This window comes from uncultured Oscillibacter sp., from assembly GCF_910584465.1.
Classification (GTDB): domain Bacteria; phylum Bacillota; class Clostridia; order Oscillospirales; family Oscillospiraceae; genus Oscillibacter.
The window spans coordinates 1-22941 of the sequence record NZ_CAJUBK010000039.1; the positions used below are offsets into that span (position 1 = coordinate 1).

Annotated in this window: 20 protein-coding genes and 1 pseudogene; 20 read left to right on the top strand and 1 reads right to left on the bottom strand. The window is 60.6% G+C overall.

The features are described 5' to 3' along the window. The 10 genes and pseudogenes from QZ332_RS09450 to QZ332_RS09495 all read left to right on the top strand — a co-directional run. Window positions 1-625, top strand: a pseudogene (locus QZ332_RS09450) (hypothetical protein); the annotation flags it as partial. A gap of 79 nt (window positions 626-704) precedes the next feature. Continuing rightward, window positions 705-1787 carry a glycosyltransferase family 2 protein gene (locus QZ332_RS09455; protein ID WP_295764670.1) on the top strand — a complete coding sequence of 361 codons (1083 nt, stop codon included), beginning with the start codon at window positions 705-707 and terminating at the stop codon, window positions 1785-1787. Between the two features lie 397 nt (window positions 1788-2184). Next, window positions 2185-3030, top strand: coding sequence for a tyrosine-type recombinase/integrase (locus tag QZ332_RS09460; protein WP_295764672.1), 846 nt, complete (start codon window positions 2185-2187; stop codon window positions 3028-3030). Window positions 3031-3418: 388 nt separating this feature from the next. Next, window positions 3419-5911 (top strand): Helicase associated domain protein, encoded by a 2493-nt coding sequence (locus tag QZ332_RS09465; protein WP_295764674.1) that lies wholly within the window; start codon window positions 3419-3421, stop codon window positions 5909-5911. A 27-nt stretch (window positions 5912-5938) separates the two neighbouring features. Continuing rightward, window positions 5939-7054, top strand: a complete 1116-nt coding sequence (locus tag QZ332_RS09470; protein ID WP_295764676.1) for a DegT/DnrJ/EryC1/StrS aminotransferase family protein — start codon at window positions 5939-5941, stop codon at window positions 7052-7054. Continuing rightward, complete coding sequence (locus tag QZ332_RS09475) at window positions 7054-7677, top strand: sugar transferase (protein WP_295764678.1); 624 nt, start codon at window positions 7054-7056, stop codon at window positions 7675-7677. Before QZ332_RS09470 ends, QZ332_RS09475 begins: the two co-directional genes overlap by 1 nt. After that, window positions 7667-8284, top strand: coding sequence for an acetyltransferase (locus tag QZ332_RS09480; RefSeq protein WP_295764680.1), 618 nt, complete (start codon window positions 7667-7669; stop codon window positions 8282-8284). The genes QZ332_RS09475 and QZ332_RS09480 overlap by 11 nt, the downstream gene beginning before the upstream one ends. An 86-nt stretch (window positions 8285-8370) precedes the next feature. After that, window positions 8371-9573, top strand: coding sequence for a glycosyltransferase family 4 protein (locus QZ332_RS09485; protein ID WP_295764683.1), 1203 nt, complete (start codon window positions 8371-8373; stop codon window positions 9571-9573). A gap of 9 nt (window positions 9574-9582) precedes the next feature. Next, window positions 9583-10776 (top strand): CDP-glycerol glycerophosphotransferase family protein, encoded by a 1194-nt coding sequence (locus QZ332_RS09490; protein WP_295764686.1) that lies wholly within the window; start codon window positions 9583-9585, stop codon window positions 10774-10776. 51 nt (window positions 10777-10827) lie between these two features. Continuing rightward, window positions 10828-11493 carry a 2-C-methyl-D-erythritol 4-phosphate cytidylyltransferase gene (locus tag QZ332_RS09495; protein WP_295764690.1) on the top strand — a complete coding sequence of 222 codons (666 nt, stop codon included), beginning with the start codon at window positions 10828-10830 and terminating at the stop codon, window positions 11491-11493. Window positions 11494-11560: 67 nt separating this feature from the next. Here the strand turns inward: QZ332_RS09495 and QZ332_RS09500 are convergent, their stop codons facing one another. Continuing rightward, window positions 11561-11890 carry a hypothetical protein gene (locus tag QZ332_RS09500; RefSeq protein WP_295764693.1) on the bottom strand — a complete coding sequence of 110 codons (330 nt, stop codon included), beginning with the start codon at window positions 11888-11890 and terminating at the stop codon, window positions 11561-11563. 78 nt (window positions 11891-11968) lie between these two features. Between QZ332_RS09500 and QZ332_RS09505 the strand changes: the two genes are divergently transcribed. The 10 genes from QZ332_RS09505 to QZ332_RS09550 all read left to right on the top strand — a co-directional run. Beyond that, window positions 11969-13066, top strand: a complete 1098-nt coding sequence (locus QZ332_RS09505; RefSeq protein WP_295764695.1) for an O-antigen ligase — start codon at window positions 11969-11971, stop codon at window positions 13064-13066. Beyond that, a complete protein-coding gene (gene murJ / locus QZ332_RS09510) occupies window positions 13053-14597 on the top strand; it encodes a murein biosynthesis integral membrane protein MurJ (protein WP_295764697.1) in 1545 nt (514 codons plus the stop codon). Before QZ332_RS09505 ends, murJ begins: the two co-directional genes overlap by 14 nt. Before the next feature lie 39 nt (window positions 14598-14636). Further along, window positions 14637-15497 (top strand): polysaccharide deacetylase family protein, encoded by an 861-nt coding sequence (locus tag QZ332_RS09515; protein ID WP_295764699.1) that lies wholly within the window; start codon window positions 14637-14639, stop codon window positions 15495-15497. Window positions 15498-15553: 56 nt separating this feature from the next. Then, the gene (locus QZ332_RS09520; protein ID WP_295764701.1) at window positions 15554-17287 is read left to right on the top strand and encodes an HAD-IIIC family phosphatase; all 1734 of its coding nucleotides are present in this window, start codon (window positions 15554-15556) and stop codon (window positions 17285-17287) included. A gap of 247 nt (window positions 17288-17534) precedes the next feature. Continuing rightward, window positions 17535-18338, top strand: a complete 804-nt coding sequence (locus QZ332_RS09525; RefSeq protein ID WP_295764703.1) for a hypothetical protein — start codon at window positions 17535-17537, stop codon at window positions 18336-18338. Window positions 18339-18447: 109 nt separating this feature from the next. After that, window positions 18448-19875: an MBOAT family protein gene (locus tag QZ332_RS09530; RefSeq protein WP_295764705.1), complete on the top strand. Its 1428-nt coding sequence runs from the start codon at window positions 18448-18450 to the stop codon at window positions 19873-19875. A 15-nt stretch (window positions 19876-19890) separates the two neighbouring features. After that, a complete protein-coding gene (locus tag QZ332_RS09535) occupies window positions 19891-21462 on the top strand; it encodes a DHHW family protein (RefSeq protein WP_295764707.1) in 1572 nt (523 codons plus the stop codon). 383 nt (window positions 21463-21845) lie between these two features. Further along, window positions 21846-22010: a helix-turn-helix domain-containing protein gene (locus tag QZ332_RS09540; protein ID WP_295764711.1), complete on the top strand. Its 165-nt coding sequence runs from the start codon at window positions 21846-21848 to the stop codon at window positions 22008-22010. A 33-nt stretch (window positions 22011-22043) separates the two neighbouring features. Then, window positions 22044-22664, top strand: a complete 621-nt coding sequence (locus QZ332_RS09545; protein ID WP_295764709.1) for a hypothetical protein — start codon at window positions 22044-22046, stop codon at window positions 22662-22664. A gap of 95 nt (window positions 22665-22759) precedes the next feature. Next, the coding region (locus QZ332_RS09550; protein ID WP_295764713.1) for a ParA family protein at window positions 22760-22941 on the top strand (182 nt) is incomplete at its 3' end.

Consider the following 22941-nt stretch of genomic DNA (forward strand, 5'->3'; position numbering starts at 1 on the left):
GGCCGCCGGAGCCGCCGGGGCCACCGGTCCCACAGGGCCGGACGGCGCGGCGGGACCGGCGGGGATCGTGGGCGCGGCCGGCGCGGCCGGCGCCACCGGGGCCACCGGCCCCACCGGCCCGACAGGGGCCCCCGGTCCGAACCCCACCGCCGCTTCCGCCTTCGCCGCCAACACCCAGGGGAGCAGCATCTTAGTGGCGCTGGGCGGGACCCCCATCGCCCTGCCCAACGCCCAGGTCCTGTCCCCCGGCATCACGGTCAACGCCGGGAACACGGTGTTCACCGTGGCTGAGGCGGGCACCTATCAGATCTCTTACCACGTGAATACCACCCTGGCCCTGCTGATGGGGACCCGGTTGGTGATCAACGGGGTGAACAGCGTCCCCTCGACCATCGCTCCGGCGGTGTCCACCTCCAGTTTTGAAAATCAGATCAAAGTCGACCTGCCTGCGAACTCCACCGTCACGCTCCAGCTCTTCACCTCGCTCGCCGGGACCGCTGTCCTTGTGGGCGGCGGCGCAGGGGCTTCCCTGACCATCATCCGGCTGGATGGGGCCGGTGCGCTGAGCGGATCACAGGGTAGAGGCAGTGAACACGACACAGATATAGAGGTGGACGACGCGTGAGCGGACCACCGCTGAGACCATGCTCCCGCCGGCTTTTGCCGGCGGGAGCATGGGATGACGGATGGAAGGAGGCCCCTTTATGGTGAGCGTCAGCCTGTGTATGATCGTGAAAAATGAGGAGGACGTGCTGGAGCGCTGCCTGGAAAGCGCAGCGGATCTGGTGGACGAGATCGTCATCGTGGACACCGGGTCCACCGATCGCACCAAGGAGATCGCCGCCCGCTTCACCGGCCAGATCTTCGACCTGCCCTGGCAGGATGATTTTTCCGCCGCCCGGAACGAGTCCTTTTCCCATGCCTCCATGGATCTTTGCATGTGGCTGGACGCGGACGACGTGCTGCTGGAAGAGGACCGAAAGGCGTTCCTTGCCCTGAAGGAGACGCTGGACCCCGCTGTTTCGGTGGTCATGGCGCCTTACCACGCCGGATCCGATGAGGACGGCCGCGTAACGTTCTCCTACTATCGGGAGCGCCTGATCAAAAACCACGCCGGGATGCGCTGGGAGGGGGCCGTCCATGAGGCGGTCGCACCGGTCGGGAAGATCGTGTATGCGGACTTCGCCGTCACCCACCGCAAGGCCCGCCCCTCCGACCCGGACCGGAACCTGCGGATCTATGAGGCGCAGCTGGCGGCAGGGCAGGAGCTGGATCCCCGGCAGCAGTTCTATTACGGCCGGGAGCTCTACTACCACCGCCGCTGGACAGAGGCGCTGGCCGTCTTCGAGCGGTTCCTGGCGGAAGGCCGGGGATGGGTGGAGAACGAGATCGACGCCTGCTGCCACTGCGCCTATTGTCATGAGGCGCTGGGCGACGGCCGGGCGGCGCTGGCGGCCCTGTTCCGCACGTTCGGATATGACCGCCCCCGGGCCGAGACCTGCTGCGAGATCGGATCGTGGTTCTTCCGGCGGGAGCAGTACCGCCAGGCCGCCTACTGGTATGCCCTGGCCCTGACCTGCGCCAGGGACGACCGCCGGGGCGCGTTCGTTTCCCCGGACTGCTATGGCTACCTCCCCTGCATCCAGCTGTGCGTGTGTTACGACCGTCTGGGAGATCCGGGACGGGCGGAAGTCTTCAACGAACTGGCCGCGTCCTACAGGCCGGATTCACCGGCAGTCCGCCACAACCGGGCGGTCTTCCGGGGCCTGCTGGAGCAGACGGGGTGACAGCACCTCCGCTTCCCGGCGCTGCGGATGCGCCTGGGGATCCTGGGACCGGGCGTCCTTTTTGCCGGGCGGCTTCGAGATCCGGCGCTTTTGCGCCGGCGGCCTTGGGCCCGAGGATGGGACGCCTTAGGAGCGTCCGGCCTGGCCCAAGGGTCGAAGCATATCGTGAGGCCCCGGCGGAACGGTCTGCCCTATATGGCCCGTGGCTGGGGATCCGGGCCGCATGGAAAAGGACGGGCGAACATACAGGTCCCGGTCCCTCTCGGGGCAGGCGTCAGAGCGCCTGCCCTGTTTTTTGCGTTCCCGGCGCTTTCAAGAACGTCTCGTACCGGCATCCGCCATGTGGTAAACTCGGGTATGGCCCAGAAGAGGTCATATACGAAGAGGAGGCGGCACGATGGAGGACTATCGGATCAGGGAAGAGGACGTCCTGCGGTTCGCGCAGGATCTGAAGGAGTCGGAATACGCCAGGGGGAGCATCGAGAAATACGTCCGGGACATCCGGGCGCTGAAAAGATGGCTCGGGGACGGATCGGTCGGGAAAGAAGCCCTCATCCAATGGAAAGAGCACCTGCTGTCAAAAAACTGTCAGTCGAGGACCGTCAACGGGATGTTGTCCTCTTTGAACCGCTTTTTCAGATCCATGGGATGGGAGGACCTTCAGATCAAGCATTTGAAGGTCCAGCGGACGCTGTTCCGGAGTACGAGACGGGAGCTCACCAAAAGCGAGTATCTGCATTTGATCGAGACGGCGGCGGGACAGGGGAAGCATCGGCTGGCCCTGCTGATGGAGACCATCTGCGCCACCGGGATCCGGGTCAGCGAGGTGAAGTACATCACCGCTGAGGCCGTGCGGGAGGGGCGGACGGATATCCACATGAAGGGTAAGATCCGGACGATCCTGATCCCCGGCAGGCTGTGCAGGAAGCTGCAAAGGTACGCGAAGGAGCAGCGGATCTTTTCGGGGGAGCTCTTCCGCACCAGGACCGGGAAGGGGGTGACCCGCCGCCAGATCTGGGCGGAGATGAAGGGCCTGTGCGCTGAGGCAGGCGTCGCGCCGTCGAAAGTCTTCCCCCACAATCTGCGGCACCTGTTCGCCCGGACCTTCTACCGGGTGCATAAGGATGTGGCGCAGCTGGCGGACGTGCTGGGCCATTCCAGCATCGAGACCACCCGCATCTACCTGATCTCCACCGGGGCGGAACACGCCCGGAAGCTGGAGCGGCTGCGGCTGATCTCCTGAAACGATCGGAGGATGCCCGGGGAAAGGACTTCCCGGACACCCTCGTACAAAAAGCAGCCGCGAAAGCGGCTGCTCATCACAAAATCGATAGTTTGTCAAAAGGCGGCGCGCACGACGAGGGCAGTAAAGCGTTCCCCCGACGGCACGACAGCATGTTATCACAAAAAACGCTGTTTGACAACCCCCATCCACAGATTTTTTGTATGGGAAAAGGAGCCGGACAAGGGATTCTTTGTTCGGCTCTTCCCGTATTCCCCTTTTCCTGCTCCCCTGACCTTGAGGGGCTCCTTTCATACCGGTCCCGCCGCAGGAGGGCATCCGGATCCGGGGACAGGCGGGGACAAACTATCGATTTTGTGACAGACCGGGGAAGGGGGGGACGGCCGATATGGGGATCGAGCTTTTCCCGCATAACGAAGCGGCGTATCGTTCCGCTGCGGCCATGCTGGAAGAGACCGGCAAGGCCGCCGTCATCCACCCCACGGGGACGGGGAAGTCCTTTATCGCCTTCCGGCTTTGCGGGGACCATCCGGACAAGACCGTCTGCTGGCTCTCGCCCTCGGAGCATATCTTCAGGACCCAAAAGGAGAACCTGATCGCCGCAGGCGGCGAGATCCCTGGGAACATCCAGTTTTTCACCTATGCCAAGCTGATGCTGATGAGCGGGGAAGAGATTGCGGGGATCCATCCGGATTATGTCATCCTGGACGAGTTCCACCGCTGCGGGGCGGAGATGTGGAGCAAAGGCGTGCAGGACCTCTTAGCCGCATACCCTGGCGCTCCCGTTTTGGGCCTGTCCGCCACCAGCGTCCGGTATCTAGACGACCAGCGGGACATGGCGGATGAGCTCTTCGGGGGCGATATCGCCTCGGAGATGACCCTGGGGGAGGCGATCGCCCGGGGGATCTTGGCGGCCCCGAAGTATGTGATCTCGGTCTACGCCTACCAGAAAGAGCTGAAACGATACGGGGACCGGGTGGACCGCCTGAAGAACCCCGCCGCCAGGAGCCAGGCGGAGCGATACCTGGAGGCCCTCCGCCGTGCGCTGGACAAAGCGGACGGCCTGGATGAGGTCTTCGCCCGGAACATGACGGATAAAGCCGGGAAATACCTGGTCTTCTGTGCCAATGTGCGTCATATGGAGGAGCTCTTGTCCTGCTGCGATGTCTGGTTCCGCAAGGTGGATCCGGCCCCTCACATCTACCGGGCCTATTCGGAGGACCCGCAGACCTCCAAAGCTTTCGCGGACTTCAAGGCAGACGGCAGCCGCCATCTGCGGCTGCTGTTCTGCATCGATATGCTGAACGAGGGCATCCACGTGGAGGGCCTGTCCGGCGTGATCTTGTTCCGCCCTACGGTCTCGCCCATCATCTATAAACAGCAGATCGGCCGCGCTCTGACGGCCTCCGGCAGCAAGGAGCCCATCATTTTTGATGTGGTCAACAACTTCGAGAACCTGTGCAGCATCGGGACCATCCAGGCGGAGCTGGCGCAGGCGGCGGGACATGTTCAGATGATGGACGAAGGACGGCGGCTGATCCGGGACAGGTTCCAGATCATCGACGAAGTGCGGGAGAGCCGCCGGCTGTTCGACGCCCTGAACGAGATCCTCTCCGCCCCCTGGGACGCCATGTTCGCCAAGGCGAAGGAGTATTTCGAAGGACACGGCGATCTGAACGTGCCCAACCGGTATAAGACGGAAGAAGGCTATTCCCTGGGGGCCTGGATCTCCACACAGCGCCGGGTCCGGGCGGGACGGCAGTACGGGGACCTGACCCCGGAGCGGATCGCCAGGCTGGACAGTATCGGCATGGTTTGGGAGGACCGTCTGGGATCGGCCTGGGAACGGGGATACCGGGCGGCGAGGGCCTACCGCGAAGAGCACGGGGACCTTCTGGCGGATATCGAATATGTAGGCCCGGACGGCTATCCCTTGGGCGCATGGCTGGCGAACCAGAGGAGCCTGAGGGTGCGCGGCCTCCTCCTATCCTGCCGCGAAGAGCGGCTGGAGCGCATCGGCATGGTCTGGAGCAAGATCGACTACTTCTGGGAGCAGAACTACCAGGCCGCTGAGGCGTATTTTAGGGGATCTGGGGACTTGGACGTCCCGGTCGGATACAAGACGCCGGAGGGCGTCTCGCTAGGGAGATGGATCGCCGTACAGAGGCAGTACAAGCGGCAGGGCCGCTTGTCTCCGGAGAAGATCCGCTGTCTGGATGCCTTGGGCATCGTCTGGGAGCCTTACCGGAAACAGTGGGAGACCATGTTTGCCGCCGCAGAGGCGTATCACCAAAGGAACGGGGATCTGGATGTCCCCGTGGCTTACCGGACGGAGGATGGCCTGAACCTCGGGAAGTGGATCCGCCGCCAGCGGGACGCCTATCTGAAAAGCAGGCAGGGCGGGAAGCCGTATCCGGGAGAGCAGGCCCGGCGGCTGGAGCGCATCGGCATGATATGGGATCTGGGCGACCCCTGGGAAGTCCGTTACCGGCTGGCGAGGGCCTATTTCGAGGCGCACGGGGATCTGGACATGCCCGGGGACCATGTGGCGGACGGCGTATGGCTCGGCAAATGGCTGAACGAGCAGAAGCAGATCTATCTGGGCCGCCGTCCGGGCAAACATCTGACAAAGGAGCAGATCTCTAGATTAGAGGCGATCTCCATCTCCTGGGCAGACCATAGCGAGCGGGCCTGGAACGAGCAATACAAAGAAGCCAAGCGCTATTTTAAGGAACATGGGGACCTGTCTGTCCCGGAGGGATATGTGGGCCAGAACGGGAAACGCCTGGATCTTTGGGTGAAAAAGCAGCGGTCCAAGAGCCGCAAAAATGAGCTCCCGCAGCACAAGCGGGAAAAAATGTCGGCCATCGGGCTCCTGTGAGCACCGGTGCCTGGAAGGAGGATGAAGATGGGGGACCGGATCTTTTTGTCCTCTCCGACCATGCATGGGGAGGAAGAGGAGTATATACGGGAGGCCTTCGAGACGAACTGGGTGGCCCCCCTGGGGGAAAATGTAGATAGGTTCGAGAGGGAGATGGCCTCGTATATCGGCGTGAAGTACGCCGCGGCCCTGAACGCCGGGACGGCTGCCCTGCATCTGGCGGTGAAGCTGGCGGGGGTGAGGCCCGGGGACAAGGTCTTCTGCTCCGACCTGACCTTCTCCGCCACGGTGAACCCGGTCAGCTACGAGGGCGGGGAACAGGTGTTCATCGAGAGCGAGCGGGAGACCTGGAACATGGATCCCCGGGCGCTGGAGCGGGCCTTCGCACGATATCCCGGCTGCAGATGCGTGCTGGCAGCGGACCTGTATGGGACCCCGGCGAAGCTGGACGAGATCCGGGCCATCTGCGACGCACACGGCGCGGCGTTGATCGAGGACGCCGCGGAGAGCCTGGGGGCCTCCTACAAGGGCCGCATGACGGGGACGTTCGGGCAGTACAACGCCGTTTCTTTCAACGGGAACAAGATCATCACCTCCTCCGGCGGCGGGATGCTCCTCAGTGATGACGGTGAGGCCATCGCCAAGGCCCGCTTCTGGGCGACCCAGGCCCGGGAGCCCTTCCCGTGGTACGAGCACAAGGAGATCGGCTATAACTACCGGATGAGCAACATCGTGGCGGGCATCGGAAGGGGCCAGCTGATCCACCTGGAGGAACACCGGCGGCAAAAGGAAGCCATCTACCGGACCTACGAAAAAGAGCTGGCCGGCCTCCCGGTGAGGATGAACCCGTATTCGAACGAGAGCCGCCCCAATTTCTGGCTTTCCTGCATGACGATAGACCCGGGCTGCAGGACGACACCGGAGCAGATCCGGCTCGCCCTGGAGGCGGAGGACATCGAGTCCCGCCCGATCTGGAAGCCCATGCACCTCCAGCCGGTCTTCGCCGGACGGGACTTCGTCACGGCCGGCGAAAGGGTGGGGGAGGACATCTTCGCCCGGGGCCTGTGCCTGCCCAGCGACATCAAGATGACGCCGGAGGAGCAGGGACGGGTGATCTCCATCATCAAAGGACAGTTTACATAATGTATCGTCACTTTTTCAAACGATTTTTTGACATCCTTTTTTCCGCCTGCGCGCTGATCGTCCTGTCGCCGGTGCTGCTGGCTGTGGCCGTCCTGGTGCGGATCGAGCTGGGGGCCCCCATCGTTTTCTGCCAGGAGCGTCCCGGAAAAAACGGGCGGATCTTTAAAATGTACAAGTTCCGGACGATGACGGATGAGCGTGACGGGGAAGGCGAACTCCTGCCGGACGAGGTGCGCCTCACGAAGTTCGGAAGGGCCCTGCGTTCTTCAAGCTTGGATGAGCTTTTGGAATTGTGGAACATCCTGAAAGGCGATATGTCCATCGTAGGCCCCCGACCCCTGTTGGTGAAGTACCTGCCCCTGTACGACGAGGAACAGCGCCGCCGCCACGATGTGCGGCCCGGTCTGACGGGGCTGGCCCAGGTGAAAGGGCGGAACAACGTTTCCTGGGAAGAGCGCTTTGCCTATGACATCGAATACGTAGACCACGTTTCTGTCCTTTTGGACGTGCGGATACTTTTTTTGACGGTGGCCGTCGTACTGCGCCGGGAAGGCATACACGCGGAGGGCTGTGCAACACAGCCGGACTTTATGGGGACGGAGGCACACCCTCATGCAAAATAAAGTCATCATCATTGGCGCAGGAGGACATGGCAAAGTCATCGCTGACATCGTCCTGGCTTCGGGTGACGATGTGGTCGGCTTTTTAGACGATCGTGTGGGAGCTTCTGTAAAAAACTTCCCGTGGCTGGGCCGGATAGAGGAGTTCCGCCGCTTTCCCGATGCGGATTTTTTTGCTGCGGTCGGGAGTGTCCGGATCCGTGAAGGGATCGTGAAAAAATTGCAAGGCGTCCGCTGGTACACCGCGGTCCACCCCCATGCCACGATCTCTCCCCTGGATGTGGAGATCGGAGAAGGTACAGCGGTCATGGCTGGAGCTGTGGTGAACCCCGGGAGCCGGATCGGCCGACACTGCATCATCAACACCTGTTCCGTTATCGAACACGACGATCGACTGAGCGACTTCGTCCATGTTTCCGTGGGTGCGCGGCTCGCAGGGACCGTGACGGTGGCTGAGCGGACCTGGATCGGCGTCGGCGCGTCGGTCCGGAACGATCTGACGATATGTGAGGATGTCATGATCGGGATGGGGAGCGTGGTCATAAAAGATATCGTACGTCCGGGGGTCTATGCAGGCGTCCCGGCAGACCTCCTTAGATCCCCGGCGTGAAAGGCGCCGCTTGGATCGGCCCCCTCTGGCCCGCCCTCGATCCCGCCCGATCGAGAAAACATCAGATATGGAAAGAGGATGACCAGATGGATATCGTGATACTGGCGAACTTTTGCGGGGACTTTACCGCAAAGGACAACGGGCGGTTTTCCTATCTCGCAAGATCGCTGTCGGACCGGCATGATGTCGAATTGATCACCAGCGACTTTTATCATACGCGGAAGACGCGCCGTGACGGCCCTGTGCCAGACCATCCGTTCAAGATCACGTTCATCCACGAGGCGGGCTACTCCAAAAATGTGAGCCTGCGGCGGTTCATCAGCCATCATGGCTTTGGGAAGCGCGTCGCGGGTCATTTGAGATCGCGCGGACGGCCGGATGTCATCTATTGCGCAGTGCCTTCCCTGACTGCCTCGCTGGAAGCGGCGAAGTACTGCCGGAAGAACGGTGTCCGGTTCGTTGTCGATGTGCAGGACCTTTGGCCCGAGGCTTTCAGTATGGTCTTTCGCGTGCCGGTGGTCAGCTCCCTGGTCTTCGCCCCCTTCCGCCGCATGGCCGATCGGATCTACCGTTCGGCGGACGCGGTGTGCGCAGTGTCGAAGACCTACATAGACCGGGCGCTCTCTGTGAACGAAACGTGCAAAAAAGGGACCTGTGTCTATCTTGGGACACAGTTGGACGATTTTGATTCCAATGTCCGGGCGAACCCGGTTTTGGACAAGCCGGAAGGGGAACTTTGGCTTGGCTATTGCGGCACCCTCGGCAGCAGCTACGACCTCACCTGCGTGTTCGACGCGCTGTGCCTGCTTCGGGAGAAGGGGGCCGTGCCGCCCAGATTCATCATCATGGGCGATGGCCCGCGCAGGGAGGAGCTTGAAGACTATGCCAAAAAAAGGGGCGTAAACGCCCGGTTTTATGGCCTGCTCCCTTATGACGAGATGTGCGGCCTGCTGGCAGCCTGCGACATCGTGGTCAATCCCATCCTTGCCCGTTCTGCCGCCAGTATCATCAATAAGCACGCCGATTATGCCGCATCCGGACGGCCTGTCATCAATACGCAAGAGTCCGCGGAATATCAGGACTTGGTGGACGCGTACCATATGGGCTTCAACTGTGCCAATGGGAGCCCTGAGGATATGGCCGAGAAACTGAGGCGCCTCCTTGACGATGCCTCCCTGCGGGAGGAGATGGGCAGAGGCGCCCGCCGCTGCGCGGAGGAACGCTTCGACCGGAAAAGCAGTTATCGAGCATTGGAAGATGCCATTGTTTCAAAAAACGAAGAGGAGTGATGGCCGGCCATGCGTCTGCGCTTCATCAATTTCCTGAAGACCCATCCTTTTTTTGTGAACCTTGCTTGGGATGCCGCCTGTTTGGTCCTGCGCTGCTGGGGCCTGTTCGTCCCGATACGCCCCAAGGTCATGCTGTTCGCCTCCTTCGGGGGGCGCAGCTTCGGCGACAGTCCAAAGGCCATCTATGATGAGGTCTGCAAGCGGCCGGAGTTTGACGGCTGGACGCTGATATGGGCCTTCGTGGACCCGGACCGGTTCGAGCTGCCCCGGGGAGAGAAGATCAGGATCGACACCCCGGCCTTTTTCCACGCCCTCCTGTACAGCCGGGTCTGGGTCAGCAACTCCGGCATGGACCGGGGGATCGGGCTCAGGCGGGAGGGGACGCTTTACGTCGAGACCTGGCATGGCTCATCGCTGAAAAAGGCCGGCGGTGAGGAGAACCAGACCGCCATAGGCGGCAAGCGGGCCGCCCGGCACAAAGGCCCCCTGGACGATAGAACGATCCGCTGCGCCCAAAGCGAACTGGATGCGGCCAATTATCAGCGGGTCTTCCACGCCGCCAAGGAGTCCATCCTCCTCTGCGGCGCGCCCCGGAACGACGCGCTGTTCCGCTATACGGACAGCGACATCCGGGCCATCCGGCAAAAGCTCCAGATCCCCGGCGGCAAACAGGTCATCCTCTACGCCCCTACTTACCGGGAGTACCTGCTGGATGAGCACAGGGAGATGTACCTGGCGCCGCCGATGGACCTCGCCAAATGGGAGCGGCTGCTGGGGGATCGATATGTCCTGCTGATGCGGATGCATTACGCGGTGTCCGCGGCACTGAAGCTGCGGGAGGACGGGTTCGTCCGGGACGTTTCCAAATATCCGGATCTGAACGATCTTTATATGATCGCCGACGTCCTGATCTCGGACTATTCCAGCACGTTCATAGATTATTCCATTTTGGACAGGCCGATGTTCTGCTTCGCCTATGATCTCGAGGAGTTTTCGGAAAAGCGCGGGTTCTATTGGGATCTGGAAGAAAAGCTCCCGTGTCCGCTGGACCGGGAGGAAGACGACCTGCTGGAGCACATCCGGACCATGGACCGCGAAAGATGCATCCAGGCGGTCAAGGTCTTCCACCAGGAGTTCGCACCCTATGCCGGGCACGCCAGTGAGGCCGTGGTAGACAAGATGCTGGAGAGGCTGGGAGGATGAACGCCCGCTCAGGAGCGCCTCTCCGTCCCAAGGGCTTTAAGAGGAGACGATATGGAAGGGAACGATAAAAACATCATCATGATCACCTGCGGGGGCACAGGCCAGCGCTTTGGGGCCGATCTTCCGAAACAATACCAGATCCTGAATGGCAAACCGGTGGTCGCTTATGTCATCGAGGCGTGCAAGCGCTCCCGCAGGGCCGATGCGGTCCTGGCGGTGGCCGCCCCCGAGTACCATGATTTGCTCCGCCGGTACGGTGTGGACGTAACGGCGGGCGGCGAGGTCCTCAACCAGTCGAAGCGGAACGGGTTCGATCATATACGGGAGCATTCCTCCTGTGAAAAGCTGGTCGTCGTAGAGGCGGTGCGCCCGTTCCTGATGGAGAGCGTCGTGGACGATATCTTCGATCTGCTGGATGAATATGAAGCGGTCAGCTGTGCGAAAAAAATGATCGACACCATCGCAAAGCACGGCACCTGGGTGCTGGACCGGGAGCAGTATTACACGATGAATCCGCCCCAGGGCTTCCGCTTCCCCCTGATCGACCGGTACTTCAGGAGCGATTCCGTGTTCACCGAGTCCATCCAGCAGCTCCCGGAAACGACCAAAGTCTTCCTAAAGTTCGACGTCCCCTATTTTGAAAAGATCACGTACCCTGAAGATCTTGAAAAAGCGCAGGCACTGCTGGAATACCGGGGGAAGCATGTCCCCGATTAGATATGTTCGCCGCGTTTGGACAGCGGCTGGATGGAGGGATCCGAGCATGGACCTTTGGAACCGATTCTCAAAACGGCTGGATGATATCTGGGAAGATCCGCGAAAGGATCTTTTGTTGCCGATCGGCCTGCAGTTTGGCGCGCTCCTGATCTTCGGGTGCTTTTACATCGGCTGCGCCTATCAAGAGAACGTTGTCCGCACCTATGGTTATATCCTGGGACAATCCGTCTTCCTGGTCCTTTGCGGCCTGGCGTTCCTCTCCGCGGTAAAGCATGTCAGGCTGTCCAGACTGTCCTGGATCTGCCTTGGCGTCATGCTGCTGTTTTACGGGTGCTATTTTGCCGCCGGCGTTGCCAGATTTGGACCGGACGATATCCTGAAGGACAACTTCATCCATTTTGCCTGCGCCATGGGGCCTTTTTGTGCGGGAGTATACGGGGCCGCTTCCCGGTCGGAGCAGGCATTTTTCCCCCTGATGGAGAAGATCGGCTTTTTCGTCCTCCCTGCCGGGACGATCTATTTCAATGGCCTCATCTTCAACTGCAACCCGTTCCGGGATCCCAACGCCACCGCGCCTTATCTGGGCATCATCGGTTATCTGCCGGTGGCCTATACGCTGATGCCCTTCCTTTTGGCGCATATCGTACAGTTTTCCGACAAGAAGGACCTGGAGCTCCCGTTCGTCCGGAGGAACGCCCGGCATCCTCAGCTGCTCCGGGCGGTCTTCATGACCATATACTGGGTCTCGATCATCGGTTCCGGCACCCGGGGGGCGTATGCCTGTGTCGCCGGCTTCTGCGTGCTGTTCGTGACATCACGGCTGATCCACCGGGAGCCTGCGGGCCGCGCGTTCCTCCTCTCTTCCGTCCTGGCGGCGGTGCTGCTGTTCAATATTTTCGTCTACGTACCTCCGGCCATGCGCGCCGTGCACCGGATGAACATGATCTTTGAGGGACTGAAGCAGGGACAGCTGGTCACCGCGCGGGGCGAAACGGAGGGGATCCAGGATAGACTGGATGAACTGGTCGACGCCGGGATAGACCGGCAGGTCGCCAGCCAGCACCCAACGCAGGACCCAGCGCAGCAGCCGCCCGTAAGTCAGGACGAGCCGGGACCCGGGGGCTCGTCCGAAGAGCCTCCACAGGAGGTGCTGAAGATCGGCGACCGCGGGACCCTGTTTAAGTTGGCGGGGAAGGAGTTCCTCAATTCCCCCCTGACGGGTATGGGGCCCGGACGGTTCAAATTCAAATACGGGATCTACCCCCATAACCTCCTGTTGGAACTGATCGCCGAGACCGGGCTTGCCGGTACCGTCCCGATGCTGCTGCTGGTCTTCGTTTCCTTCTTCAAATTGATGAGGGCGGGGTGGGAGGACCAGCCGGTCCGGTACTATTTCCTATTTTTGATGGCGTTTGCCATAAAAGCGATGTTCAGCGGCGGGATATGCGATTCGGTCGTGTTCCTCGGCGGCCTGGGTTATGGCATCGCCTTCCAGGGCCCTCCGGGCCCCTTGAAAAAAGCAGAGGGACCGGCGGCAGCGCCGCAGGGGAACGGAACGGATGAAAAAAAGTGACTCCCTCTTGGGCGCGACCCTCAGCGTGTCCCTGCTGGCGATCCTTGTGAAGTCCCTGGGCTTTTTCCGGGAGGCGCTGATCGCCGCGTACTACGGCGCCACGGCGGAGACCGACGCGTTTTTCTTTGCCGAGGGGATGCCGACCACGTTCTTCCCTGCCGTCAGCAGCGGCCTCGCCCTGGCCTTCGCCTCTTTGTACGTCCAGAAGGCGGCGGAGGAGGGGGAGGAGGAGAGCGACCGCTACGCCTCCCGGATGCTCCTTGCGTCCACCCTGCTGGGCGTTTTTTTGGGCATACTGGGCGCGGCGCTTGCTCCGGTCCTGGTCCCGTTGTTCGCACCGGGCTTTTCCGGCGGGCAGCGGGCCCTTGCGGTCCGCCTGACCCGTTTGATCATGGGCGCGTTCGTCCTGACCATGCTGCAGTATATGCAAAGCGCCATCCTGAATTCCAAAAAGCGGTTCCTGCCCCCGCAGGCCGCGGCCCTGGCCCATAACGCGGTGATCGTGGGGATCGTCGTCCTGCTGGGCCGGGGGCGCGGCATGACCTTCCTGATGATGGCCGTGATCGCGGGGATGCTGGCGCAGGTGCTGGTCCTGCTGTCCTGCTGCCGTGGACAGATCGCCTATACCCGCGGACTGGGCCCCTTCCACCCGGATACCTGGCGGCTTTTCCGTCTGGCGCTCCCGATCCTGCTGGGGAACAGCATCGTGCAGCTGAACAGCATTGTGGATAAAGCCCTCGGCTCCACTCTGCCGGAGGGCTCCCTGTCCGCCCTGAACTATGCCAACGACCTGACCGCGTTCGTGATCAGCGTTTTCATCACGTCGCTTGCCACGACGATCTACCCAACGCTTGCGGCGGAGGCTGCGGAGGGATCGGAGAGGTTCGGGGAGACGCTCCTGCAGGGCATGGGCGGGCTCACCCTTGTGCTGATCCCCATCTCCTGCATCACATCCTTGGATGCGGGCGATATCGTGAGCGTGGTCTATGCCCGGGGCAGCTTCGACCAGGCGGCGGTCTCCTCTACCGCCCTGGCCCTGGCCTGGTACGCGCCGATGTTCGCCTTCTCGGGGCTCCGAGACATTTTGACCAGGGCCTTTTATGCCGTCCAGGACACGAAGACGCCCATGCGGAACGGCGCGATCGGCGTGGGGTGCAACATCATATCCAGCCTGCTCTTCGTCCGCTGGCTGGGCCTGAAGGGGATCGCCTTGGGGACCACGGTCTCCGCCGCAGTGACTGCGGCGCTGCTGCTGTCGGCGGCACACCGGCGTCTGCCCGGGCTTGACCTGCGGCCGTTCTTCCTGGAGGCCGGGAGAGGATCGCTGGCCGGAGCGGCCCTGAGCGCCGTGCTGCGGCTGTTCCGCCGGGCCGTGCCGGTCCCGTGGCCGATGGCCCGGTTCGCGATGGATACCATACTGGGGCTTGCCTGCTATTCGGCGATCCTTGCCGCGCTTGGCAGCACGGGGATCGGGACCGCCGCGAAGCGGATCGGCGCTAAGATCCGGGGAAGCGGGCATCACGGACCGTGAAGGCCCCGGAGGACTGTTTTTGCCGGAGGAGGTATCTGCATGAAGTATGTTGTTTTGTCCTTCGATGACGGGAGGAAGGACTTTTATACGGATGTCCTCCCGATCTTGAAAAAATACCGGCTCCCCGCAACGCTGAACGTGATCACGGATACGCTGGATGGACCGTCCCCCTGTGGACGCGCCGCCTTCCCGGCATATATCACGAAAGAGGAACTGATGGGATGCGCGGCCAGCGGCGTGGAGATCGCCTGCCACTCCGCCGATCACACGAATGACCTTGAGCAGATACGCAAAGGGATGGGGGCCCTGGCGGCCGCCTTGAAGATGCCCGGCGGGAGACCGGCCGGCTTCGCCTCACCGCATTCCGATATCTGCGAGAAAAATTTCGACCGGTACAGCGGGCTGCTCAAGGACGGGACGGTCCTGTATATCCGAAGCGGGCGCCAGGTCAAAAGGGATGGGTATCTGTATGCCGCGCTTTACGTGCTCTGCCGGGTGACAAGATCGAAGAGGCTGTTCTGCTGGTACAATCGAAGGGACCTGATCTGTATGGACGGGGGGACGCGGACGGCCAAAGGGAAAGGAGCGCCGGAGCGTAGCTTCTATCCCAGCGTCAGCTGCAATGCGGATAACAGCATCGGACAGATCCTCGCCCTGCTCCGGTCCATGCCCGACGATCACGCGGTCATCCTCCTGTTCCACAGCATCCTCTCTCCAGGCGGACCGGGCTGGGGCACCGACAAATGGCAGAACAGTGTGGGACAGTTTGATGAGCTTTGCCGGTATTTGTCACGATGCACGGACTGCAAGGTGGTGACCAACGCTCAGCTGCATGAGCTGGCGTCCCGTACAGGGGCCCTGGCGGACACCGCGGAAAGGACGAAGGAGCAGGATACATAATGTTTGGTTTTGAGTTTTCCGAAAAAAAGAACCGCCTCGAGTTCCCGGGATATCCGGTGACGGATGCCGTCTCTCCAGACAGCATCGAGACCATCGTCCCCCTGATCTGGCAGGAGCACTGTGTCGAATGCGCTATGCCGGCCTGTTATGCCACCTGTACGCATTATAAAAAGCGGGCCGACGGCCGCTGCAGGCGGTTCAAATACGGGATCGAGAGGGCCGGCAATGAAGCGGCGATCTTTGGGCAGAACGCGATGATCGACATGGATGAGTGGGCGAAACTGGAGACGTGCTTCTTTACCAAAAAAATGACCTACTCCACCGCCAGCCGGTACAACCGGCTCTATGGCTTCCTGGCATGGATAGCGAAGACCTTCCGGATCGGCCTGGTACGACGTCTGTGCTACTGCGTGAAAGAGTGGATAGCGAGGAGGACCGGCTATGAGGAGAGGGAAGGCCGTCCTTCCGCGGATCTGCCCCGCTATCTGCTGTGCGAGATCGTGGATCCCGGCGAAGCCTATGGGCTGATCCTTGAGAACAAGGCGGACGACCGGATCGTCGCCAGGAAGAAGCTCTCCATAAACAGGGGGTTCAACCGGTTTTGGATACGGACGTCTGAATTGTCTTATCAGGAAGGGCAGAGCAACTACCTCAGCATCTATACCGAGGAGGACCGGCCCCAACAGGTATATTTCGTCAGCCTGGCGATGGTGGACATCCGGCCGGAGCATCTCGAGAGATACTTCCCGGAGCCGGCCAAAAAGGTGAAGCTGGTCATCTGGGATCTTGACCATACCCTGTGGGACGGGACGCTGGCCGAGGACGGGAAAGAAGGCGTCAAAATAAGACCAGATGTCTTGGACATCATCAAGGACCTGGACGCCAAGGGCATCGTCAACAGCATCGCGAGCAAGAACGATGAGGACCGTGGGATGGAGGCGCTGCGGTATTTTGGGATCGATGGATATTTTGTCGCACCCATGATCAACTGGGGCCCCAAAAGCAAGAATATCCGGGCCATCGAGCGGGCGCTGGATATCTCTATGGACACCTTCGTGTTCGTAGACGATGCGGAGAACGAGCTGCAGGAGGTATATGCGAACTGTCCTGGGATCCGGGTGTGCGATGCGGCGGACATCGGCCGATACGTCGGCAGAGATTTTTTCGATGTCCCTGTGACGGAAGAGAGCAGGCACCGGAGGCAGTCCTATCAAGAGATCGCCCTCCGGAACGCTGACGCGCTCCGCTATCAGGACGATATCACGCAGTTCCTCCTGGACTGCCGGATGAAGATGCATGTATCGCCGCCGTCCGACGACGAACATGAGCGGTGCTGGGAGCTCCTCCAGAGGACGAACCAGCTCAATATCTCCGCGCAGAGGCTGTCGAAAGGAGAGCTGGAGGATATCCTGTCGTCCGAGGGACACGAGTGTTTCCGCATCAAGGTGGACGACAAGTACGGGGATTATGGGCTGGTAGGCTTCGCGGTGTTCGAAGTCGCCGGCGCGGAGGACGCCGTGCTGCGGCACTTCGTGTTTTCCTGCCGGGCGGCAAGGAAACGGCTGGAGCAGACGTTCTTCGAACACATGCTGGTCTATTTCAGATCCCGTGGGTTCAGGACCATGCGGCTGGACTGCAGGAAAACGGAGAAGAACGCTTTGATGCAGTCTGTGCTGATGGAGAGCGGGCTCTTCGAGCTTGTCCGCAGCACGGATCGTGCCTTCGAGCTGGTGGCCGATCTGGACCAAAGCTTCGTCCCGGCCGGCATAGCGGAAGTGACGGACGATTGAGCGCCCTATGGGAAAAGCGGTGCCCCTTTGTGGGAACGCCCAAAAGGATCGAAAGGAAAGGGTCATGCACATGAGAAGCGAAGGATCCCGTCCGCATATATCGCAGGGCATCACAAGGCAGTTCGAGCGGTTCAGAGCGATGGATCCGGCCGGGGCGGAGGCCTGGTATAGGTCGCTCGACGAGGACCTGCGCGCCTTGGGGTCCCTTTGGTCCATCCGCCGGTCTTCCGTCGATCCGGACGCTTATATGGGACTGGTGCTGGAGAGCGATTCGGAAAAGTATGGCAGCGTCGTCATAAAGATGTACCCTCCCTTTTTGCGGGAACGCTACGATAAGGAAGCCTGGATCCTCCAGGCCCTGGAGCATTACCGCCAGTGTACGCTGCTGGACACCTGCCCGGACCGGTGCGCCATGCTGCTGGAGAGGGTGACGCCCGGCAGCTATATCTCCTATCCCCGGGATGCCGCCGCGATCGAAGACCTCTTCCGGCAGATGGATGAGCATAAAGCGCCCGCCTCCGGCCGGGGAGACCTTATGTCCTCCATCCGGGGGGTGCTGGAGCAGGCGGAATGGGAATACCCGCTTTCTGAGAAATACGGCTATCATCCCCAAACGATCTCTTATCTGCTGCAAAAAGCAAAAGAGGTCTATAAAGTGTTTTTTTCAACAGAAGAAAAATATCTGCTCCATGGCGACGTCTATTTCAAAAACGCGCTTTGGGGCGCCGACGGTATCCGGATCATCGATCCCTTCGGGTATCGCGACGCCTATATCTTTGAATACATGCCCTTTTTTACGTATGAGCTGTCCCTCCATTCCCGGCCCGGCGCGTATCGGGAGGACTTCCGGGCACTGGAAGCGTTTTTCAGCCGGTTCACGGACACGTCCAAGTTCACCGCGGCGGCGTTCGTGTTCCTCGTCAGGCAGCTGATCCCGTCCATCCATGAAGGGAACGACTGCTTCCGGCGTGCGGACGGCTACCTCCGGCTCATCGAGAGCCTGTACCTGGACGAGGGCGGCGCGCTGGACTTGGGAAGGCCGCTCCTGTAGCGGGGGAGGCGCGGTCCTCCCTGCAGATGGAGGCCCGGGCCGGCCGTTCGCGGCCCGCCGGCCCCGCGCGCTGCCTGAGACGATGCCGAAGAGAGGGGACGGATACGATATGCTGTTCACCAGTCTTGAATTTTTGCTGTTCTTTTTCCCGGTCACCCTTGGGACATACTTTTTCCTGCCCCACCGGGCGCGCAACTATTGGCTGCTGCTGGCCAGTCTTTTCTTCTACGCCTGGGGGGAGCCCAGCTTCGTGCTGGTGATGATCGGCTCCATCCTGTTCAATCATCTCGCGGCCCTCCGGATCGAGGAGCTGGAGGCCGGGAGCGCCCTCCGGAAGGTCTTCCTGGCGCTGGTCGTGGCGTTCGATCTGGGCATCCTGTTCGTCTTCAAATATATGAACTTCGTAACGGAGACCCTTCGTTCCTGGTCCCCGGTCTGCGGACGCGTGATCCCCCAGACCAGCTTCGTGCTGCCCATCGGCATCTCCTTCTTCACGTTCCAGGCCCTGAGCTATGTGATCGATGTGTACCGGGGGCTGCCTGCCCAAAAAGATCCGGGGTATCTCGGCCTGTATATCTCCCTGTTCCCGCAGCTGATCGCCGGCCCGATCGTGCGCTACACGACCATCATGGACCAGATGGAGCAGCGGACGATCACCTGGGGGTCCTTTTCGGAGGGGATGCGCCGGTTCCTGTATGGCTTCAACAAGAAGATGCTCCTGTCCAACCTGCTGGCCGAGGCGGCGGACGCCGCCTTTGGGGCCGGAGAGCTGAGCACCGCCATGGCGTGGCTGGGGGCGGTCTGCTACACCTTGCAGATATATTTCGATTTCAGCGGCTATTCGGAGATGGCCATCGGCCTGGGCCGCATGTTTGGTTTTTCTTTCCTGGAGAACTTCGATCATCCGTACATCTCCAAGACCGTCACGGAATTCTGGCGGCGGTGGCATATCTCCCTGGGGAGCTGGTTCCGGGACTATGTCTATTTCCCCCTTGGCGGTTCCCGGGTGGAGTCGAAGCTGCGGCTGGTCTTCAACCTGGCGGTGGTCTGGCTGGCCACGGGCGCCTGGCATGGGGCCAGCTGGAACTTCCTTTTCTGGGGCATCCTCCACGGGGCGGCAGTCACCATAGAGAAGCTGCTCGATCTGCCCCAACGGGTCTCCACCCGAAAGGGCTGGGGCGCGGTCTATCGGATCGTCACGCTGTCGGTCGTGGTCCTGGGCTGGGTCTTTTTCCGGGCGGAGGACTTCCCCGCCGGCCTGCGGTACATAAAAGCGATGTTCGGGATGGACGGGGCCCCGGGGACAGACAGCGCGTTCCGCTTCTATCTCCGGGAATATGGCGTGATCCTGGCGGCGGGGCTCATCGGGTCGACACCGGCGCCGCACAGCTTCGTTACGAAGCTGCGCTCCGCTGGCGGAGCGCAAGGGAGGCTGTGGGACCTGGGCGCGGATCTGGTGCAATTCGTCCTGTTTTTAGTCGGGATCTCCGCGCTGGTCATGGATTCGCACAATCCGTTCATCTATTTCAATTTCTGAGGAGGGGTGGCAGGGATGATGCATGATGGAAAGCGCCCCAAGGATGCTCTGGCCGCCATGGTGCTGGCGCTGCTCTTGTCCCTCTCCGCCGTGAACGGCAAGGCCCTGGCAAAGCCGCTGTACCGGATGTCCCAGGGGGAGATCGGATTTGAGGGATTCGTGGATGAGGTGCGAAGCGGCTATACCGCCAATAGATCCCTATCAAAAAATTGTTTTATAGACCTCAACGGCCTCTTTGCCAGGCTGACGGGCCGCCGGGTCCTCAATGACGTGGTGAGATGTGATGATGGGATGCTGACGCAGGCCGTAGAGGAGGAGGACATCTCAGATCTGGCGCAAAATATCGTCGAGCTCGCCTCATATTTGGATGGATGTGAGGATATCCCGTTCATTTACGTACAGATGCCCTACAAGGAGGATCTGGAGGGAGAACTGCTCCCTGAGGGGATAGAGAGCTTTGCGAACCAGAACGCGGATCGGCTCCTCAGCATTTTGAGGGACCATGGGATCTGCTGTCTCGATACACGCCCCTGGGTGTGCCGGACGACCGAGATGATAGAGCGGTATTTCTATTCGACGGACCATCACTGGACGGCTGAGGGGGCCTTTGTTGCGTTCCGGGAGATCACAGCTGAGCTCCAAAAGATGTTCCCAGGAGCCAACATCGAGCTGGACCATACCCGGGAAGAGCTGTGGGAGCGGCATGAGAAAGAGGACTGGATGTTAGGGAGCCGCGGGAAACGGGTGGGGCGATTCTTTGCCGGGACAGACCCGCTGATCTGGCTCACTCCGCGGTTCGAGACGGAGATGTCCTGTAGTGTCCCTAGTCTTGGAGATTTGCGTAAAGGCGATTTTAACGCGGCGAATATAAGCAGCCGACATATCGATAACGGTAACTTTTGGAGTTTGAATTCGTATTGCGTATATATCGGAAGCGATCATCCCCTGGTACAGCATCGAAATTTGGACGCGTGCTCAAACATGAAAGTATTGATCATCAAGGACTCATTCTCCCTGCCGTTACAGACGTATCTTTCCACGGTTTTTCAGGAGGTAGATGCGTTGGATCCCCGATATTTCAGAGAATGCTCTATCGCCGAATATATAGATTGGACACAGCCGGATGTGGTGATCTACGCGATCAACCCCGATCAGTTTCCCGACAGATCGTTCCGGCGGTTCGGCGTGGCTGGGATGCGTCAGGCCCTCGAACAAAAAGGGGACTATCAGGTAGTCGAACAAGGGGACATCGGATTGGAGGCAAGAGATGTTCGATACAATTACACGGGCATCCCATTGGAGCAGGGCTCCGTATACAAAGTAACGTTCGATGATGTCGAGATCTTGGCCGGAGACACGCAAGGCGTAGGTTTAAGGCTCTGCAACACGACTACAGAAAAAGATATTGGGAACATCATCTTTGACATCTCCTACTGCAGGGACAAGGAGGGGTTCACCTGGACCTTCCGCACACCGGAGACCGACGATGAACTGCGTTTGTTGTTTTATGCCGGGATCTACGGCCATACCGCCGGGAACCGTGTGGTCTATCGAAACGTACGGCTTGAAAAATGGGCGGCAGCATAGTATGCGCCCGTTTGGACGGTCTCTCCGGCCTTTGATCAGGGGCAAGGGCATCGTAACCGCGGAAGTGCCGCAGGGATGCTCCGGCTCCCGCGGTATCGGTGTCTCTCGTATCCCTCTCTGGTGCAAACGGCAAAGCTCCGGCAAGACCGCTGTGCCAAACATCGCAGGGGGATCACAACGGTCCTGCGCCGTGCGTGGTCTACTCAGCGAACAATATCTCCCTGAAGGAGCGATATCCCAACGTCCGATATGAGGAGCCGGAAACGGGCAGGTATCCCGCCGCCGCTTTCATGGGGCGTACGAGATGGGCCTTGCCGATGGCTCGGATATGCCCTTTTGAGTGGAGGCGCTGAGATGCTGAACGACTTCCCGACGTGCTCACAGTGGGACCGCTTGCGCATATCTTCGGCATTGGGCAGAACGCCGCCTATCAATTGATAAAAAGCGGTACGATCGGCCACGACCGGATCGGAAGGGATATCCGCATCCCAAAATTGTGCGTGGTGGATCATCTGACATCCGCCCGCTGCACCGTCACGAAGCAATAACAGCAGACCCACTGTCTGAAAGGAGGACCGACCATGACAGGAGATCTGCAGATCAAAAACGGAAAATTTTACATGGTGCTGAACAGCACCGAAAACGGCAAACGGAAACAGCGCTGGATATCCACGGGCTTGCCCGTAAAAGGAAACAAGCGCAAGGCGGAGCAGATGCTCCGGGAACGGCTGGCAAAGGAAGGATGGAACGCCCCCAGCGGTGAAGCAGCGGACATCAAGCTGGCGGACTACATACGCCGCTGGCTGGCGCTGTCCGAGCAGCGTGTGGATGAAGTGACGATGCAGGGCTACCGTGCCCTAGCGGAACGCCACGTGCTGCCCTGGGCAGAGCAGACGGGCCTGACCCTGGCCAAGACCGACCGCCGGACCTTGCAAGCCTTCCTTGACGAAAAAGGTCGTAGCGGACGGCTGGACGGAAAAGGAGGGTTTTCCCCTGCTGTCGGAAATGCGGGCGTTGTGTCTGGAGCGGCAAGCGGAACAGAGAGGAAACGCGCGGCTTTTCGGGAAAGCCTACGCGAAAACGGGATATGTTTTCTGCTGGCCGGAGGGCCGATTACTTCCGACTATGTCAGCCACCGTTTCGAGAAACTGCTCAAGAAAATACGGCTTGCCGCATGTCCGCTTCTACGATGGGAGTGTTAAAATAGGACTAAATCAGAAACACCCCACAGCAAGGGGCGTACTGGGTTAGTCCTGCTTTTATCCTATGAACATAAAAAGAGACCAAAGTGAGCAAAATAGCCAAAATCACGGCGATCTGTAACCAGAGAGGTGGAGTTGGCGAGATTGTAATGGCAGCCGATCTAGGGGTCGGGCTGGCACGGGAAGGCAAGAGAGTTCTCCTGGTGGACGTAGATGCTCAGGGTTCGCTTACCGCCAGCCTGGGCTATCAGCACCCGGACCAGCTTGAAGGGACCCT

Excerpts from the sequence above, each read along its gene's own strand:
- QZ332_RS09455 (WP_295764670.1), top strand. The coding sequence starts at position 705 with ATGGTGAGCGTCAGCCTGTGTATGATCGTGAAAAATGAGGAGGACGTG.
- QZ332_RS09460 (WP_295764672.1), top strand. The coding sequence starts at position 2,185 with ATGGAGGACTATCGGATCAGGGAAGAGGACGTCCTGCGGTTCGCGCAG.
- QZ332_RS09465 (WP_295764674.1), top strand. The coding sequence starts at position 3,419 with ATGGGGATCGAGCTTTTCCCGCATAACGAAGCGGCGTATCGTTCCGCT.
- QZ332_RS09470 (WP_295764676.1), top strand. The coding sequence starts at position 5,939 with ATGGGGGACCGGATCTTTTTGTCCTCTCCGACCATGCATGGGGAGGAA.
- QZ332_RS09475 (WP_295764678.1), top strand. The coding sequence starts at position 7,054 with ATGTATCGTCACTTTTTCAAACGATTTTTTGACATCCTTTTTTCCGCC.
- QZ332_RS09480 (WP_295764680.1), top strand. The coding sequence starts at position 7,667 with ATGCAAAATAAAGTCATCATCATTGGCGCAGGAGGACATGGCAAAGTC.
- QZ332_RS09485 (WP_295764683.1), top strand. The coding sequence starts at position 8,371 with ATGGATATCGTGATACTGGCGAACTTTTGCGGGGACTTTACCGCAAAG.
- QZ332_RS09490 (WP_295764686.1), top strand. The coding sequence starts at position 9,583 with ATGCGTCTGCGCTTCATCAATTTCCTGAAGACCCATCCTTTTTTTGTG.
- QZ332_RS09495 (WP_295764690.1), top strand. The coding sequence starts at position 10,828 with ATGGAAGGGAACGATAAAAACATCATCATGATCACCTGCGGGGGCACA.
- QZ332_RS09500 (WP_295764693.1), bottom strand. The coding sequence starts at position 11,890 with ATGGATGAAGTTGTCCTTCAGGATATCGTCCGGTCCAAATCTGGCAAC.
- QZ332_RS09505 (WP_295764695.1), top strand. The coding sequence starts at position 11,969 with ATGGAGAAGATCGGCTTTTTCGTCCTCCCTGCCGGGACGATCTATTTC.
- murJ (WP_295764697.1), top strand. The coding sequence starts at position 13,053 with ATGAAAAAAAGTGACTCCCTCTTGGGCGCGACCCTCAGCGTGTCCCTG.
- QZ332_RS09515 (WP_295764699.1), top strand. The coding sequence starts at position 14,637 with ATGAAGTATGTTGTTTTGTCCTTCGATGACGGGAGGAAGGACTTTTAT.
- QZ332_RS09525 (WP_295764703.1), top strand. The coding sequence starts at position 17,535 with ATGGGACTGGTGCTGGAGAGCGATTCGGAAAAGTATGGCAGCGTCGTC.
- QZ332_RS09530 (WP_295764705.1), top strand. The coding sequence starts at position 18,448 with ATGCTGTTCACCAGTCTTGAATTTTTGCTGTTCTTTTTCCCGGTCACC.
- QZ332_RS09535 (WP_295764707.1), top strand. The coding sequence starts at position 19,891 with ATGATGCATGATGGAAAGCGCCCCAAGGATGCTCTGGCCGCCATGGTG.
- QZ332_RS09545 (WP_295764709.1), top strand. The coding sequence starts at position 22,044 with ATGACAGGAGATCTGCAGATCAAAAACGGAAAATTTTACATGGTGCTG.